The organism is Bacillus sp. SCT118 (genome assembly GCF_058566435.1).
Genome location: NZ_CP191225.1, coordinates 2272007 through 2289591, shown reverse-complemented (window position 1 = coordinate 2289591; position 17585 = coordinate 2272007). Strand labels below are relative to the sequence as shown.

Annotated in this window: 14 protein-coding genes (1 of these 14 cut by a window edge); 12 read left to right on the top strand and 2 right to left on the bottom strand. The window is 42.9% G+C overall.

Annotation, left to right across the window (positions count from 1 at the left end):
* Positions 1 to 313: 313 nt before the first annotated feature.
* On the bottom strand, positions 314 to 769 hold the full coding sequence (locus tag ACQVGT_RS11625; RefSeq protein WP_015483241.1) for a regulatory YrvL family protein: 456 nt from the start codon (positions 767 to 769) through the stop codon (positions 314 to 316).
* Between the two features lie 154 nt (positions 770 to 923).
* The gene (locus tag ACQVGT_RS11620) at positions 924 to 1481 is read right to left on the bottom strand and encodes a hypothetical protein (protein WP_015483242.1); all 558 of its coding nucleotides are present in this window, start codon (positions 1479 to 1481) and stop codon (positions 924 to 926) included.
* Positions 1482 to 1601: 120 nt separating this feature from the next.
* Between ACQVGT_RS11620 and ACQVGT_RS11615 the strand changes: the two genes are divergently transcribed.
* The 12 genes from ACQVGT_RS11615 to pksJ form a co-directional block, all read left to right on the top strand.
* Positions 1602 to 2219 carry a TetR/AcrR family transcriptional regulator gene (locus ACQVGT_RS11615; protein WP_015383700.1) on the top strand — a complete coding sequence of 206 codons (618 nt, stop codon included), beginning with the start codon at positions 1602 to 1604 and terminating at the stop codon, positions 2217 to 2219.
* A 189-nt stretch (positions 2220 to 2408) separates the two neighbouring features.
* Positions 2409 to 3086 (top strand): MBL fold metallo-hydrolase, encoded by a 678-nt coding sequence (locus ACQVGT_RS11610; protein WP_015383701.1) that lies wholly within the window; start codon positions 2409 to 2411, stop codon positions 3084 to 3086.
* A 110-nt stretch (positions 3087 to 3196) separates the two neighbouring features.
* Complete coding sequence (locus tag ACQVGT_RS11605; RefSeq protein ID WP_120363368.1) at positions 3197 to 3463, top strand: hypothetical protein; 267 nt, start codon at positions 3197 to 3199, stop codon at positions 3461 to 3463.
* The gene (fabD, locus tag ACQVGT_RS11600; protein ID WP_015483244.1) at positions 3460 to 4326 is read left to right on the top strand and encodes an ACP S-malonyltransferase; all 867 of its coding nucleotides are present in this window, start codon (positions 3460 to 3462) and stop codon (positions 4324 to 4326) included. The genes ACQVGT_RS11605 and fabD (ACQVGT_RS11600) overlap by 4 nt, the downstream gene beginning before the upstream one ends.
* Before the next feature lie 504 nt (positions 4327 to 4830).
* Positions 4831 to 5805: an acyltransferase domain-containing protein gene (locus ACQVGT_RS11595; RefSeq protein WP_015383703.1), complete on the top strand. Its 975-nt coding sequence runs from the start codon at positions 4831 to 4833 to the stop codon at positions 5803 to 5805.
* Positions 5802 to 8105, top strand: coding sequence for an ACP S-malonyltransferase (fabD, locus tag ACQVGT_RS11590; protein WP_015383704.1), 2304 nt, complete (start codon positions 5802 to 5804; stop codon positions 8103 to 8105). Before ACQVGT_RS11595 ends, fabD (ACQVGT_RS11590) begins: the two co-directional genes overlap by 4 nt.
* Before the next feature lie 61 nt (positions 8106 to 8166).
* Complete coding sequence (locus ACQVGT_RS11585) at positions 8167 to 8415, top strand: acyl carrier protein (protein WP_003231809.1); 249 nt, start codon at positions 8167 to 8169, stop codon at positions 8413 to 8415.
* Positions 8393 to 9640, top strand: coding sequence for a polyketide biosynthesis malonyl-ACP decarboxylase PksF (pksF, locus tag ACQVGT_RS11580; protein WP_015483245.1), 1248 nt, complete (start codon positions 8393 to 8395; stop codon positions 9638 to 9640). Before ACQVGT_RS11585 ends, pksF begins: the two co-directional genes overlap by 23 nt.
* Positions 9641 to 10903 carry a polyketide biosynthesis 3-hydroxy-3-methylglutaryl-ACP synthase PksG gene (gene pksG / locus ACQVGT_RS11575; protein ID WP_015383707.1) on the top strand — a complete coding sequence of 421 codons (1263 nt, stop codon included), beginning with the start codon at positions 9641 to 9643 and terminating at the stop codon, positions 10901 to 10903. It abuts the gene before it with no gap.
* On the top strand, positions 10891 to 11670 hold the full coding sequence (locus tag ACQVGT_RS11570) for an enoyl-CoA hydratase/isomerase (RefSeq protein WP_015383708.1): 780 nt from the start codon (positions 10891 to 10893) through the stop codon (positions 11668 to 11670). Before pksG ends, ACQVGT_RS11570 begins: the two co-directional genes overlap by 13 nt.
* Before the next feature lie 39 nt (positions 11671 to 11709).
* Complete coding sequence (locus ACQVGT_RS11565) at positions 11710 to 12459, top strand: polyketide synthase (protein WP_015383709.1); 750 nt, start codon at positions 11710 to 11712, stop codon at positions 12457 to 12459.
* Between the two features lie 44 nt (positions 12460 to 12503).
* Positions 12504 to 17585 carry the 5' portion of a polyketide synthase PksJ gene (gene pksJ / locus ACQVGT_RS11560; RefSeq protein WP_046340234.1) on the top strand. 10050 nt of this gene lie beyond the right edge of the window, so only the first 5082 of its 15132 coding nucleotides appear in the window; the start codon lies at positions 12504 to 12506; its stop codon lies beyond the right edge, outside the window.

The following is a 17585-nucleotide window of genomic DNA, read 5'->3' as shown; positions in this document are numbered from 1 at the left end:
TAAACGTGTGAGCAGTGTTAACGCATTATACTTCATGGTTCCTCCGTATAACAAAATTTCCATTTACAGTCAATTGGGATTAATGTATATTTTGAGTGAGGAGGTGGAAACATATGGCATGTGGTCCGAAGATCATTATCTTTTTGGATGAACTTGATGATCCGAATGTAAGAATCATTTTAGAATGCAGAATTTAAATTACAACATTGTGTTTTGCTTCCTGTTCGTGTGAACAGGGAGTTTTTTTCGTTTATATAACTGGTGATGTCCAAATATAAGGTGTTATGAATTCTCCATATCTGCCATCGGCATTTTAAGCTGCTTCTCCATTAGGCTGGTCATCAAAAGCAAGTTCAGTGAAAGCCATCACTGCTGATATCACAACAAGCAAGATATCTGGAATATAAATAGACTGCATAAAGTAATCTGCAAAACAGATCGTTATAAGATTGCTGATAAAATACAGTATAAAAGCAAAAAGTGCAGTCTTTTTCAATGAAAGTGATTTTGCCAAAATGATAGAGATAATCTTTGTGAGTGGGTCTATAATTAAACCTGCAGCAAAGCAGGCTAAAATAAATAAAGCTAATGTTTGATTGGAAGCGTATGTGATGCCCAGTATAGAGAATAAGCCTTTCATTCCGAAGAAAAAGCCGCCGAAAATGACTGCAAGCGCAATGGCCGCGATAAAAGTGATAGATACAATTCCGATTAATTTTGATCTCAGGTTAAAATCTTTAGAGTGCTCGTTCTGTTCTTTTTGGTTCAAGTATGACACTCCCTTCACCTGCTTACTCATACAAACAGTTACCCTTGAATCAGCCCAAAATATCTATAAGTCTGTTTTCTAACGAAAATAGTATAGCATATTTTAACAAAACCAAAAAAGGCTCCTTCCACTGGGGAAGGGCCTTTTCATCATGTTAACTCCTGAGATTCGCCGAAGCTTTCTCTTTTTTTGGCCAAATAAAATAGCTGGCAGTAATGAGAAAGTCAATGCCTATAATGACAGTCCACAGTTTAAGAATGCCTCTCAATGCCTCGGTTCGGGCAGAGTCATTGATAAAATAGATCATCCCTGCCAATAGTCCCGCACCAATTAAGTAGGCCAGCACATGTCTTAGCCAGCCTTTCGCACCGTGCTTGGCATGGTCCATTCCAAAACGTTTCAGCGGTTTTGTGCCTTTTTTTGTCACATAATATTGAAATTTTTCATCTGCCCATTGAATCATTTGTTTTCCATAAGCGATCGATATACCGATGTAAACAGCTGCAATCCCATGGGCTGCGGTCGCTGAGGCTCCGCGGTAAAGGTCCACACCAGTTGCCGCTAACAAGATCAAATCGATAACTGGAGTTAAGGCAAGGAATAGCAGTCCTAATGTATGTCGTTTGAATACGTAGCGTACAGCAAGCCCCAAAACAATGACAACCCAAAACGCAATTTCACAGAAAACAATCATCCATGCGATACCGTTCAATCCATTCCCCTCTTTTCAATACAGTTGTATTATTTAAATAATATGTTACCATCTTTGTTTTTGTAACACAACTGTATTATAAAAATTGCTCTCTCATTTTTTTCTTGTTACAATAAAGCTATGCCAAAACAAATTGACCATGAGAAAAGAAGAAAACAAATTGCAGAAGCAACGTGGCGCGTCATTTTAGAACGAGGGATGGAGGGAGCATCAGCCAGGAACATTGCAAAGGAAGCAGGATTGTCATTAGGTGCACTGCGCCATTATTTCTCTACACAGGATGAATTGCTTGCTTTTGCAATGAAACTTGTCCAAGAAAAGGTGACGGACCGAATTAAGGACATTGCAGTGAGGGATTTGCTCCCTAAGGAAAAAGTGTTGCAAATTTTGCTTGAAATGGTCCCAACGAATGAAGAAACGATTAGAGAGATGGAGGTTTGGTTTGCTTTTACTGCTTACGCCAGACATAAAAAGGATATGTTTGATGCGAATCATGACGGGATTTTCAGCGGCATGCGGAATCTGATTGCCTATTTAGATGAATCCGATTTACTGAAGCAGAATGCTGATAAAGACATTGAAGCTGAGAGACTTTACGCGCTTGTTGACGGCTTGGCTTTACATGCCATGCTTGACCCTGTGCGAGTGAATAAAGACCGAATTAAGCGGGTCATTATGCAGCATGTAGAGTCAATTTGCGTGGAAGATACACGTGAGACACAAAAACGACATCCTTAAGGCACTAGTGCGAAAAGCGATTCTTGTTGGGCATGCGTCCAAAAGAGTCGCTTTTTTATTTTCAAAGAACAAGGATCTCTGAAAAAAATGGAAAACAATCATGCTGTTTGGTAAAGTGGAATGAAAGACGGACTGAGGGGTGAACACTGGTCCATCGTTTAAGAACTTTACATGATAGGGATGGTATAAATGAATCTTACTTACAAGGTGCATCCAATTAAAACAAGGTATCAGGGCTGGACGAATTATTGCTATATCATTGAAGATATTGTAAGCAGATCTGCAATTGTTGTTGATCCCTCATGGGAATTGAGTAAGATAACCACTACACTTTCTGAACTCGAAGCGGAATTAAAGGCAGTCGCATTGACACACTCTCATTATGATCATGTAAATCTGGTAGACCCGCTGACGAAGATGTTTAACGCTCAAGTTTATATGTCAAAAAAAGAAATTGATTGTTATCAATTCCGATGCAGAAATTTAATTAGCCTAGATGATCATCAGACAATCAGCATAGGAAACACAAGAGCACAATGCCTTCTCACACCGGGGCATACAGCCGGCGGAATGTGTTATTTGTTTTCTGAGAGTATTTTTACCGGAGATACGGTGTTTACAGAAGGGTGCGGCATATGTGAGGATGATGGCAGCTCTGCGGAAGAGATGTTTGATAGTATTCAAAGAATAAAGTCGGAGGTTTCACCCCATGTACGGGTGTATCCTGGTCACTCATTTGGCAAATTGCCCGGCCATTCGATAAAGGATCTTTATCAGCATAATATTTACTTTCAAATTGATAAGAAAGAATATTTTGTGAAATTTCGCACTCGTAAAAACCAAAAAGGTATTTTTGATTTTAAATAATCCTTCTGAATCTATTATCCTATTTTTCTTCGAATATCTAAATGATTTTTATTTTCGAAAATGATTACATAGATGGGTGTTATTTATTTTGAAAACTCATTTGAAAGAAAATGAAGCGCATTATCATGATATGGCGCCCTATACGTAATCCGGGTCTTTTTTCTTATGTTCTGTTATATCTCCTGATCCTTTATTCCTCAATGGAAAAAAGCAGAAAAACAATCGAGCAAACTGTAGGAAAAATTAACTTGACGGATAATATTTACAGAGGTTACCATCAACATGAACATGCTACTATTTATCCGGTCATCACTATTATAAAGTCATACAGAAGTGAAACACATCTACTAATCGGAAGGGTGGCTTTGAGAGAATGATCACATATGTTTTTCCAGGTCAGGGTTCACAGAAACAGGGAATGGGCAGCGGCCTATTCGATGAATTTAAAGAACTGACGGATCAGGCAGATGAGATCTTAGGATATTCAATCAAACGTCTTTGCCTGGAAAATCCTTATTCCAATTTAAACAAAACGCAATTTACTCAGCCGGCGTTATATGTGGTAAACGCACTAAGCTATCTGAAAAAAATCAAGGATGAAGAAGTTAAACCTGACTTTGTCGCCGGGCACAGCTTGGGTGAATACAATGCGTTATTTGCAGCTGACGCCTTTGATTTTAAGACAGGTTTACAGCTTGTCAGAAAAAGAGGCGAACTGATGAGTCTGATAAGCAACGGCGGTATGGCAGCTGTTATGGGACTAAATGAAGAGCAGGTTGCAAAGGCTCTGAAAGAATATCATTTACATGATGTTGATATCGCTAATGTGAATGCCCCATATCAAATTGTAATTTCAGGAATAAAAGATGAGATTGAAAAAGCCGCATCTCTTTTTGAAGCGATGACTGAAGTTACAATGGTTCTCCCCTTAAACGTAAGCGGCGCGTTTCATTCCAGATACATGAATAAGGCAAAAGAAGAATTTGAGGAGTTCCTTCATGCCTTTTATTTTTCGCCTCCGTCTATCCCGGTTATTTCTAATGTGTATGCCAAACCGTATACATACGAATTCATGAAACAGACGCTGGCTGATCAAATTAATCATTCAGTGAAATGGACTGACAGCATAAGCTACTTAATGAAAAAAGGCCATATGGAGTTTGAGGAGGTAGGGCCTGGAAATGTTTTAACTGGGTTAATTCATCGCATAAAGAAAGATGCGGAAGCAATGCCACGCTAAAGCATTTGCCCCTATGGCCATGTATCTCATCAATCAGGTCTAAACACAGATTTCCTTTCATTTAAGGTATAAAGTTTTAAAGATTCAATCGTTCGATTGACACTGTTTCTAATTGAATAACTTTATATACTGTTACATAAAGAGGCTGATAAATTAAGTTAGACATTTGAACTATGTCAGCCGGTCTGTCAAACCATCGCTCCCACATCTAGATGGTCCATTTTTTAACCGCACCCACCAATCATAGAGTCGATGTTCTTTGCTGATCCTGTTATCATGTTACATCAATTTTGAGATATCAACATACATCTACGATCACGTCATAAATGAACCGCATCCAGAGCACCAATAGCAATCCTTCCAAGTTGAATCTCCTTTACTTTTTTCATATAAGACTTTTCCATTTATTAATTTCATTTCAATCGCTGCTATGTGCCTTTACAACATACATGGAAATGAGAAATCCAATAGCCGTTATAAATATAAAAAAAGAAGGTTATACACATGAATGAACCGCTTGTTTTTATGTTTTCCGGGCAAGGTTCCCAATACTATCACATGGGGAAAGAACTATTTAAGGAAAATGCCGTGTTTCGCCAATCAATGCTTGAAATGGATGCCATTGTAGCACGGCGAATCGGTACATCCATTGTTGAAGAAATCTACCATCCAGGTAAACGTATGTCAGATCCGTTTGACAGTATTCTTTTTTCCCACCCCGCCATTTTTATGATTGAGTATTCCTTATATCAGGTTTTGAAAGACAGGGGAATTTATCCTGATTACGTATTGGGATCAAGTCTGGGAGAATTCGCAGCAGCGGCAGTTTCTGGTGTGTCAGACGCAGAGGATATACTGGATTGTATACTTGAACAGGCTATTATCATTCAAAATTCCTGCGATAAAGGAAAAATGGTGGCCATTCTGGACAAACCGCAATTGCTGAATGATTATCCGCAACTGTTTGGAAATAGTGAACTCATTTCTATCAATTATGATTCGCACTTCGTCATTTCTGGTGAAGAAGATCATATAAGGAAGATTATGGAGGATTTAAAGGAGAAGCAGATTCTTTGCCAGCTGCTTCCTGTATCCTATGCCTTTCATTCTTCGCTTATTGATCCGGCAGAGAGTGCCTATGCAGAATTTTTAAGATCAAAATCTTTTAAAAAACCGTCAATACCGATTGTATCGAGCTTAACGGGAAGCTGCCTTCACGTAATGGACGAGAATTTCTTTTGGAATGCGGTCAGAAAGCCAATGATGTTTCGTGAAGCGATTCGATATTTGGAAAGCCAGCGTACATGCAAGTTTATCGATTTAGGGCCATCCGGCACCTTAGCTGCTTTTGTGAAACAGCTGATTCCGAGTGATTCAGCTGACCGTTGCTGCTCAATCATAACACCATTTCATCAGGAGCTGAAAAATCTGAATACGGTTGAGTATTTCCGTACACCAGAAAGGAAGTTTACAAGATGATTACATATGTCTTTCCGGGGCAAGGCTCCCAGCAAAAGGGGATGGGACAAGGGCTATTTGAACAATATCAGCATTTGACTGATCAAGCAGATCAAATATTGGGCTATTCAATAGAGAAGCTATGTACCGAAAAATCATATCTGGATGTAAATCATACTGAATACACGCAGCCGGCTTTGTACGTTGTTAATGCACTCAGTTACTTGAAGAAAGTGGAGGAGACCGGCAGAGAACCTGATTTTGCGGCAGGACATAGCTTAGGAGAATACAATGCGCTGATGGCAGCCGGTGCATTTGATTTTGAAACCGGATTAAGGCTCGTCAAAAAAAGAGGAGAATTGATGGGACGAATTACAGGGGGCGGAATGGCTGCTGTGATCGGCCTGAGTAAGGAACAAGTTACAGCCGTTTTAGAAGAGCACCGTCTTCATGACATTGATGTGGCAAATGAAAATACGCCCCGGCAAATTGTGATTTCTGGCCCGAAAAAAGAGATTGAAAAAGCTCGGGCTATTTTTGAAAACACCAAGGATGTAAAGCTGTTTCATCCATTAAATGTGAGCGGAGCTTTTCATTCCAGATATATGAATGAAGCCAAACAGGTATTTAAGCAATATATTGACTCATTCCAGTTTGCACCTTTGGCGATCCCGGTTATCTCCAATGTCTACGCAGAGCCATACCATCAAGACAGATTAAAAGATACATTATCTGAACAAATGGACAACACAGTGAAATGGACGGACAGCATTCGTTTCCTGATGGGGAGAGGAGAAATGGAGTTTGCAGAGATTGGGCCTGGAGCTGTTTTAACCGGTCTCATTCATCGGATTAAAAATGAAGCTGAACCATTGACATATATACCGAAAAAGAACCCCGCGATCAGTGCGCATCTAAAGGAGCAACGCAATGTTCAAGCTGGGATTACGGCAGAATCTTTAGGAAGTGCTGAATTTAAACAAGATTATCATCTTACATATGCTTATCTTGCAGGCGGAATGTACCGCGGCATTGCTTCGAAAGAAATGGTAGTAAAGCTGTCAAGAGCGGGAATGATGGGGTTCTTTGGCACAGGAGGTCTGAGCCTGAAAGAGGTTGAAGATGCGATCCATGCTATACAAGGTGAATTAGGGAAAGGACAAGCCTACGGCATCAATCTGGTCCACAATATGAAACATACTGAATCAGAAGAAAAAATGATCGATCTTTTATTGAGGAATCAAGTGAGCATTGTGGAAGCTTCAGCATTTTTAAGTGTCACTCCCGCATTAGTAAGGTACCGCGCAAAAGGAGTGAAACGAAATCAAAATGGTGACGTTATATGCTCAAATCGTCTCATAGCAAAAATATCACGGCCGGAAGTTGCAGAATCATTTCTGAGTCCTGCGCCTGAGAATATGCTGCAAAAGCTTTTAGGAGAAAATAAAATCACTATGAACGAAGCTGAGTTGTTGCGGTGCATTCCGATGGCCGACGATATTTGTGTAGAAGCTGATTCAGGCGGTCATACAGATGGCGGTGTAGCATACAGCCTGATGCCGGCGATGACATCTTTAAGAGATGAAATGATGAAAAAATATCAATACCGGAAAAAAATAAGAGTTGGTGCAGCTGGAGGAATTGGAACACCTGAGGCAGCGATGGCGGCTTTTATGCTAGGAGCTGATTTTATTCTAACAGGCTCAATCAATCAATGTACGGTTGAGGCGGCAACAAGTGATAAAGTAAAGGATTTGCTTCAGCAGATGAATGTACAAGATACAGCCTATGCGCCTGCAGGTGATATGTTTGAATCGGGCAGTAAAGTGCAGGTGCTAAAGAAAGGCGTGTTCTTTCCCGCACGGGCAAACAAGTTATATGAACTGTATCAGCGGTATGGGTCTATACGTGAGCTGGATGCAAAGATGCTGGCCCAGCTTGAGGAGAAATACTTTAAACGCAGTATAGAAGACATATATAAAGATATTGCATTGCATTATCCCGCTGCAGACATTGAGAAGGCTGAACAAAATCCGAAGCATAAAATGGCTTTGATTTTTCGATGGTATTTCAGATACAGCTCAAAATTGGCAATCAGCGGAAGCGAACATTCGAAGGTCGATTATCAAATTCACTGCGGTCCCGCGCTGGGAGCCTTTAATCAATGGGTCAAAGGATCGCAATTAGAAAATTGGCGAAACCGCCATGTGGATGAAATCGGGAAAAAATTAATGACAGAAACGGCAGTATTGCTTCATGAACGGATGCAATCGATGTATCAGCCGTCGCATGAAACAGACAACATAAAAATAAAAGTTTGAATATTATGAAAATATACCTATAAAAATCATTAAAATAATCCCTTGAAGGAGAGAGCGCATTATGGATAAGCAGAGAATCTTTGAAGTACTAATCACCAATATTTGCGAGGTGCTTCCTGAATTAGACGGACACAGATTTGAGCCTGAAGATCAGTTAGTTGAGTTAGGAGCTGACTCTGTAGACAGAGCTGAAATTATCACGATGGTGCTAGAGGATTTATCGTTAAAAATCCCTCGCATTGAGCTATCCGGGGTGAAAAACATCGGTGAATTAGCTGAGGTGCTTTATGACAAAGTGCAATCTGCCTGAGGTGGTGGTGACCGGTGTAGGCGTCACGGCCTCTATCGGTCAAGGGAAAGAGGACTTTGCTTCCTCGCTCTTGTCCGGCAGACATGCCTTTGATGTCATGAAGCGTTCAGGCAGACAAAAAGACAGCCGGTTTATCGGAGCCGAAATTGCGTCATTGTCTTATCCTGACCGACTCTCTAAAAAAATGTTGCGAAAAGCATCATTTTCCAGCCGCGCTGCATTGGTAACTCTCACAGAGGCTTGGGAGGAGGCTGAATTGGACGATTCAGATTCCTCACGTATCGGACTGGTTGTTGGCGGGTCAAATTTTCAGCAGAGAGAAAACTTTGAAGTTTATGAAAGGTATCAAGACCGCTCCGGTTTTATTTCTCCGGCGTATGGCCTGTCTTTCATGGACAGCGATCTTTGCGGGATATGTACAGATCAGTTTGGCATCACGGGATTAGCATATACGGTGGGAGGAGCCTCGGCCAGCGGCCAGTTAGCAGTCATTCATGCAATTCAGCAAGTCCTGTCAGGCGAAGTTGATACTTGCATAGCACTTGGTGCTTTAATGGATCTTTCTTATATGGAATGCGAGGCGCTAAGGGCTTTAGGCGCTATGGGGACGGACAAATATGCTGATGAACCTGAAAAAGCGTGCCGTCCCTTCGATCAAAACAGAGACGGGTTTATCTATGGAGAATCGTGCGGTGCATTGGTAATAGAACGAAAGGAGACGGCTTTACGAAGAGGTCTCAAACCTTATGCAGCATTGTCTGGCTGGTCAATCAAACTGGACGGAAACCGGAATCCTGATCCTTCATTAGAAGGAGAGATTCATGTCATCCAGAAGGCACTGGAGCGTGCCAGGCTTTTACCAGAAGATATTGATTATATTAACCCTCATGGAACAGGCTCTTTTATTGGAGATGAAATAGAATTAAAGGCGCTCCGTGCATGCCGGCTTTCCCATGCTTATATCAATGCAACAAAATCGATAACCGGACACGGGCTTAGTGCGGCGGGCATCGTAGAGATTATTTCTGTTTTGCTGCAAATGAAAAAATCTGCCCTGCATCCGAGCCGGAATTTGGATCATCCAATCGATGATTCTTTTCATTGGGTAAATGAGAAATCGATTTCATACCGCATCAAAAATGCGCTGAGCTTAAGCATGGGGTTTGGCGGAATGAACACCGCGGTTTGTATACAAAACATTGAGAAATGTGGAGGCGAATCATAAATGGTTTCAGCCGGAATAGAAGCGATGAATGTCTTTGGCGGAACGGCATACCTTGATGTCATGGAGCTGGCCAAATACAGACACTTGGATACTGCGAGATTTGAAAACTTATTAATGAAAGAAAAAGCGGTAGCACTGCCTTATGAAGATCCCGTGACCTTCGGAGTCAATGCAGCTAAGCCGATTATTGATGCTTTATCTGAAGCAGAGAAGGACCGGATTGAATTGCTGATCACTTGCTCTGAATCCGGGATCGACTTTGGGAAATCGTTAAGTACATATATCCATGAATATTTAGGTCTCAACCGCAACTGCCGTTTGTTTGAGGTTAAACAGGCGTGTTATTCAGGGACAGCGGGATTTCAGATGGCGGTGAATTTTATATTATCCCAGACCTCTCCGGGTGCCAAAGCACTGGTTATCGCCAGTGATATTTCACGTTTTTTAATCGCTGAGGGCGGAGACGCTTTAAGCGAAGATTGGTCTTATGCGGAACCGAGCGCCGGAGCGGGAGCGGTGGCCGTTTTAGTTGGCGAAAATCCCGAGGTGTTTCAAATAGATCCCGGAGCAAATGGTTATTACGGCTATGAAGTGATGGACACGTGCCGCCCCATTCCCGACAGTGAAGCGGGAGATTCTGATCTGTCTTTAATGTCATATTTGGATTGCTGCGAACAGACTTTTCTGGAATATCAAAAGCGTGTACCGGGTGCCAATTATCAGGACACGTTTCAATATCTTGCTTACCATACGCCCTTTGGCGGGATGGTGAAAGGTGCGCACCGGACAATGATGCGTAAGGTGGCGAAGGTGAAAACATCTGGGATCGAGCCGGATTTTTTAACTCGTGTAAAACCAGGTTTAAACTACTGTCAACGGGTTGGAAATATTATGGGGGCAGCCTTGTTTCTGGCATTGGCCAGCACGATAGACCAAGGGAGATTTGATACGCCTAAACGAATTGGCTGTTTTTCCTACGGATCCGGCTGCTGTTCTGAATTTTACAGCGGAATTACAACTCCGCAAGGCCAGGAGCGTCAGCGAACATTTGGTATTGAGAAGCATTTGGACCGCCGCTATCAGCTCTCCATGGAAGAGTATGAGCTGCTGTTTAAGGGGAGCGGGATGGTGCGGTTTGGGACGCGCAATGTAAAGCTGGACTTTGAGATGATACCGGGCATCATGCAGTCCACTCAAGAGAAACCGCGCTTGTTTTTAGAAGAAATTTCTGAGTTTCATCGGAAGTACAGGTGGATCTCGTGACCTATCAAACGATAAAGGTCCGCTTTCAAGCGTCGGTTTGCTATATTACCTTTCACCGTCCTGAAGCGAATAATACGATTAATGACACGCTGATAGAAGAATGCTTGCAAGTGTTAAACCAATGTGAAACATCAACGGTGACGGTTGTCGTTTTAGAGGGGCTTCCCGAGGTGTTTTGTTTCGGAGCTGATTTTCAAGAAATCTATCAGGAAATGAAAAGGGGCAGAAAACAGGCAAGCTCCCAAGAGCTTCTCTATGATTTGTGGCTGAAATTGCAGACCGGTCCTTACGTCACGATATCTCATGTCAGGGGAAAAGTGAATGCAGGCGGTCTTGGATTCGTATCTGCCACAGATATTGCCATTGCTGATCAGACGGCGTCATTCAGTCTCTCTGAGCTGCTATTCGGCCTGTACCCTGCTTGTGTTTTACCGTTTCTGATCCGCCGTATCGGCTGGCAGAAAGCGCATTATATGACGCTTATGACAAAGCCGATTTCCGTTCAGGAAGCCAGTGAATGGGGGTTAATAGATGCTTTTGATGCTGAAAGTGACGTGCTGCTGAGAAAGCATTTATTGCGTTTGCGGAGGCTGAATAAAAAAGGAATCGCACATTATAAACAGTTTATGAGCTCACTTGATCATCAAGTCAGTCGTGCGAAAGCCACCGCTTTAACTGCAAATCAAAACATGTTTTCTGATCCTCAAAACCAAATGGGAATCATCAGGTATGTTGAAACAGGGCAATTCCCATGGGAGGATCAGTAACCGTTTAAAAATGACAATCAGAACCGTTAGGAGGACATCATGACGCATTCTGTTGTAGAGCTTATCGAAATTGAATCCGCCATTATTCAGGTAAAGATGCAAGATCGCACTCATAAAAACGCGTTTTCACAAGAACTTACAGACGGTTTAATTCAAGCGTTTGAATACATACGGCAGAACCCCAAATACAAAGCGGTTATTTTGACAGGATATGATAATTATTTTGCTTCAGGAGGAACGCAAGAAGGACTGCTTCGAATTCAGCAGGGATTGACCAAGTTCACTGATGACAATCTTTATTCTCTGGCGCTGGATTGTGAGATTCCAGTTATTGCGGCAATGCAGGGCCATGGAATTGGAGGCGGCTTTGTCATGGGGCTCTTTGCTGACATAGTCATTCTGAGCAGAGAAAGCGTGTATACGGCTAATTTTATGAAATACGGATTTACGCCTGGAATGGGCGCTACCTTTATCGTTCCTAAAAAACTGGGTTTCAGCCTGTCCCAGGAAATATTATTGAATGCGGGCAGCTACCGCGGAGCTGATCTTGAAAAAAGAGGGGTTCCTTTTAAGGTGCTGCCCCGTGCAGAAGTGTTAGATTATGCAGTGGAGCTGGCGCAAGAACTGGCGGAAAAGCCGAGAAACTCACTGGTCACACTGAAAGATCATTTGGTTGCCCCGCTTCGCGATCAGCTGCCGCGCGTCATTGAACAGGAATTGATGATGCATGAGAAAACATTTCATCATGAAGAAGTCAAAAGTAGAATCAAAGGTTTATATGGTAATTAACTGAAAATATATATAAATTTTGCAGGTGAAATGGAGGCAGCGTGATGAGAAATAATGATAATATCCGCATATTAGCTAATCCTTCTGTCAGTCATGGGGAGCCTTTACATATATCTGAAAAGCAGCCGGCAACAATACCTGAAGTTTTATACAGAACGGCGGCGGAGCTTGGGGATACAAAGGGAATCATTTATTTGCAGCCGGATGGGACTGAAGTTTACCAATCATACAGACGATTATGGGATGATGGACTGCGCATTGCGAAGGGGCTTCGCCAATCAGGCCTGAAAGCAAAACAAAACGTGATTTTGCAGCTTGGTGACAATTCACAGCTTCTCCCTGCGTTCTGGGGGTGTGTGTTAACAGGGATTGTTCCGGCTCCATTAGCCGTTCCGCCAACGTATGCTGAATCGAGCAGCGGCACCCAAAAGCTGAAAGACGCATGGACGCTTCTTGACAAGCCAGCGGTGATTACGGACCGGGGGATGCACCAAAAAATGCTCGATTGGGCAAAAGAACAAGGGCTTGAAGGGTTCAGGGCAATTGCTGTAGAGGATCTGCTCAGCGCTGAAGCGGACACAGATTGGCATCAATCCAGTCCCGAAGACTTAGCGCTTTTATTGCTGACTTCAGGCAGTACGGGAACGCCCAAAGCAGTTATGCTTAATCATCGTAACATTATGAGCATGGTGAAAGGGATTATTCAAATGCAAGGCTTCACCAGAGAGGATATTACGTTTAACTGGATGCCGTTTGACCATGTCGGAGGGATCGGAATGCTGCATTTGCGGGATGTTTATCTTGGCTGTCAGGAAATTAACGTCTCAAGCGAAACAATCTTAATGGAGCCGTTGAAATGGCTGGATTGGATTGATCATTACCGAGCTTCTGTTACGTGGGCGCCGAATTTTGCGTTTGGTCTGGTCACTGATTTTGCAGAAGAAATAAAAGGTAGGAAATGGGATCTGTCTTCAATGCGATACATGCTCAATGGCGGTGAAGCAATGGTAGCCAAGGTAGGGCGCAGAATACTTGAGCTTTTAGAACCACATGGACTGCCTGCTGACGCCATCCGACCTGCATGGGGAATGTCCGAAACTTCATCGGGCGTTATTTTTTCTCATGAATTTACCCGGGCTGGAACAAGTGATGATGATCATTTTGTTGAAATAGGCTCTCCAATCCCCGGCTTCTCTATGAGAATTGTGAATGACCATAATGAATTGGTTGAAGAGGGCGAGATCGGCCGTTTTCAAGTCTCGGGTCTTTCTGTTACTAGCGGTTATTACCAGCGGCCTGATTTGAATGAGAGTGTGTTTACAGAAGACGGCTGGTTTGAAACCGGAGATCTTGGCTTTTTGCGAAACGGGCGCTTAACCATAACAGGCCGTACGAAAGATGCAATTATCATTAACGGCATTAATTATTACAGTCATGCAATTGAGTCTGCAGTTGAAGAATTATCTGAAATTGAAACTTCTTATACTGCTGCCTGCGCTGTCCGTCTGGGCCAGAATTCAACAGATCAGCTGGCTATCTTCTTTGTTACTTCTGCAAAATTAAATGATGAGCAGATGTCTCAGCTTCTTAGAAACATACAATCCCATGTCTCACAGGTGATCGGAGTCACCCCGGAATATTTGCTGCCTGTACAAAAAGAAGAGATTCCAAAAACGGCTATCGGAAAGATCCAGCGCACCCAGCTAAAAACTTCATTTGAAAATGGAGAGTTCGACCACTTGCTACATAAACCCAATCGGATGAACGATGCGGTCCAGGATGAGGATATACAGCAAGCAGACCAGGTGAAAAGAGTAAGGGAAGAAATACAGAAGCATCTGCTCACCTGTTTGACTGAGGAGCTGCACGTTTCCCGCGATTGGGTGGAGCCAAATGCAAATATCCAAAGTCTTGGTGTGAATTCTATCAAGATGATGAAGCTCATTCGATCGATCGAGAAAAACTACCATATCAAACTAACAGCCAGAGAGATACATCAATATCCTACAATTGAACGCTTAGCCAGCTATCTATCAGAACATGAAGACCTCAGCAGCTCGTCTGCTGACAAAAAGGGCACGGACACATATAAAACCGGACCGGAAAGGAGGCAGGCAACTTTTCAGCCTCTTTCTGAGGTTCAAAAAGGATTATGGACATTGCAAAAAATGTCACCCGAAAAAAGTGCATATCACGTACCTCTCTGTTTTAAATTTTCGTCAGGGCTCCACCTTGAAACATTACAGCAGGCTTTCGGCCTTGTATTGAATCAGCACCCAATCTTAAAGCACGTCATCCAAGAGAAAGACGGAGTGCCATTTCTTAAAAATGAGCCAGCACTTTCAATTGAAATCAAGACAGAAAACATCTCAAGTATGAAAGAGTCTGATATTCCTGCTTTTCTTAGAAAGAAAGTAAAGGAACCGTATGTAAAGGAAAACAGCCCGTTAGTGCGTGTCATGAGCTTTTCCAGATCTGAACAAGAGCATTTTTTATTAGTTGTCATTCACCATTTGATTTTTGACGGAGTTTCGTCTGTCACATTTATACGCAGTCTGTTTGATACCTATCAGCTTCTTTTAAAAGGACAGCATCCGGAAAAAGCTGTTTCTCCTGCCATTTATCATGATTTTGCGGGATGGGAGAAAAACATGCTTGCCGGCAAAGATGGTGTGAAGCATCGTACATATTGGCAAAAACAGCTATCGGGAACTTTGCCGAATCTTCAGCTGCATAAGGTCAGCGCAAGTTCAATCGATTCTGAGTTTAGAGAGGATACATACACCAGGCGGCTGTCCAGCGGCTTCATGAATCAGGTCAGAACGTTTGCGAAAGAGCATTCTGTAAATGTCACGACGGTATTCTTAAGCTGCTATATGATGCTGCTTGGCCGTTACACCGGCCAAAAGGAACAGATCGTCGGCATGCCGGCCATGGTGAGGCCGGAAGAAAGATTTGATGATGCCATTGGACATTTTCTCAATATGCTCCCGATTCGGAGTGAGCTGAACCCGGCAGACACTTTTTCTAGCTTTATTTCAAAATTGCAATTAACGATATTGGATGGGCTTGATCATGCAGCATATCCTTTTCCAAAAATGGTGAGGGATCTGAATATTCCTCGCAGTCAAGCAGGTTCATCGGTATTTCAAACCGCTTTTTTCTATCAGAATTTTCTTCAATCCGGAAGCTATCAAAGTTTGCTGAACCGCTATGCTGACTTCTTTTCTGTCGATTTCGTTGAGTGTATTCACCAAGAGGGCGAATACGAATTAGTATTTGAACTATGGGAAACAGAAGAAAAAATGGAGCTGAACATCAAGTACAATACTGGGCTGTTTGATGCGGCTTCTATATCCGCCATGTTCGACCATTTTGTTTATGTAACAGAGCAGGCGATGTTGAATCCTTCTCAGCCTTTAAAAGAGTATTCTTTATTACCTGAGGCAGAGAAGCAGATGATTCTCAAAACATGGAACGCCACAGGAAAAACGTATCCATATATAACTTTTCATGAGTTGTTTGAGCAGCAGGCGAAAAAGACGCCTGATAGAGCGGCTGTCAGCTATGAAGGTCAAACATTGACGTATCGGGAGCTGGATGAAAAAAGCACACAGCTGGCCATTTATTTGCAGGCGCATGGAGTGGGTCCTGACCGTCTGGCGGGGATCTATGTGGATCGATCGCTAAACATGCTAGTGGGTTTATTAGCGATCCTCAAGGCTGGGGGAGCGTATGTGCCGCTAGACCCGTCCTATCCGGCTGAACGATTGGAATACATGCTTGAGGACAGTGAAGTTTTCATTACACTGACGACATCGGAATTAGTAAATACGTTGAGTTGGAACGGTGTCACAACAGCTCTTTTAGATCAAGATTGGGATGATATTGCTCAAACAGCCTCTGATCGAAAAGTGCTTACACGCACTGTCACGCCGGAAAACTTGGCGTATGTCATTTATACATCCGGCAGCACAGGAAAGCCAAAAGGTGTCATGATACCGCATAAAGCTTTGACAAACTTTCTCGTTTCGATGGGGGAAACACCAGGTCTTACGGCAGAGGATAAAATGCTTGCTGTCACAACCTACTGTTTTGATATCGCAGCTCTGGAATTATTTTTGCCTTTAATAAAGGGCGCACACTGCTATATTTGTCAAACGGAGCATACAAAAGACGTTGAAAAACTGAAACGGGACATCCGCACGATCAAACCGACAGTGATGCAGGCAACCCCCGCTACGTGGAAGATGCTCTTTTATTCAGGCTGGGAAAATGAAGAGAACGTGAAAATTTTATGCGGAGGCGAAGCATTGCCTGAGACATTAAAACAATATTTTCTGCATACGGGCAGCGAAGCCTGGAATATGTTCGGGCCAACCGAAACAACTATCTGGTCAGCGGTTCAGCGCATTAACGATGAATGCTCTCATGCCACGATAGGAAGGCCAATCGCCAATACACAAATCTATATTACGGATTCTCAGCTCGCGCCAGTGCCGGCAGGTGTCCCGGGTGAGCTGTGCATTGCAGGAGACGGTGTGGCGAAGGGCTACTACAAAAAGGAAGAATTAACGGACTCGAGATTCATTGACAACCCTTTTGAGCCTGGGTCTAAGCTTTATAGAACGGGAGACATGGCCCGCTGGCTTCCGGGAGGGCGAATTGAATATATAGGCCGCATCGATAATCAAGTAAAAATCCGCGGATTCCGTATTGAACTTGGTGATATTGAAAGCAGGCTTAGTGAGCATCCCGGCATTCTGGAATGCGTTGTGGTCGCAGATATGGATAACCTAGCTGCCTATTATACAGCTAAACATGCAAATGCTTCTCTCACAGCGAGAGAGCTGCGTCATTTTGTGAAAAACGCTTTGCCTGCCTATATGGTGCCTTCTTATTTTATTCAGCTTGATCATATGCCGTTAACTCCGAACGGAAAGATAGATAGAAACAGCCTTAAGAATATCGATTTATCAGGGGAGCAGCTAAAGCAAAGGCAGACCTCTCCTAAGAACATTCAGGATACTGTTTTTACCATTTGGCAGGAAGTGCTGAAAACGAGTGACATTGAATGGGATGACGGATTTTTCGATGTGGGCGGGGATTCGCTTCTCGCGGTCACT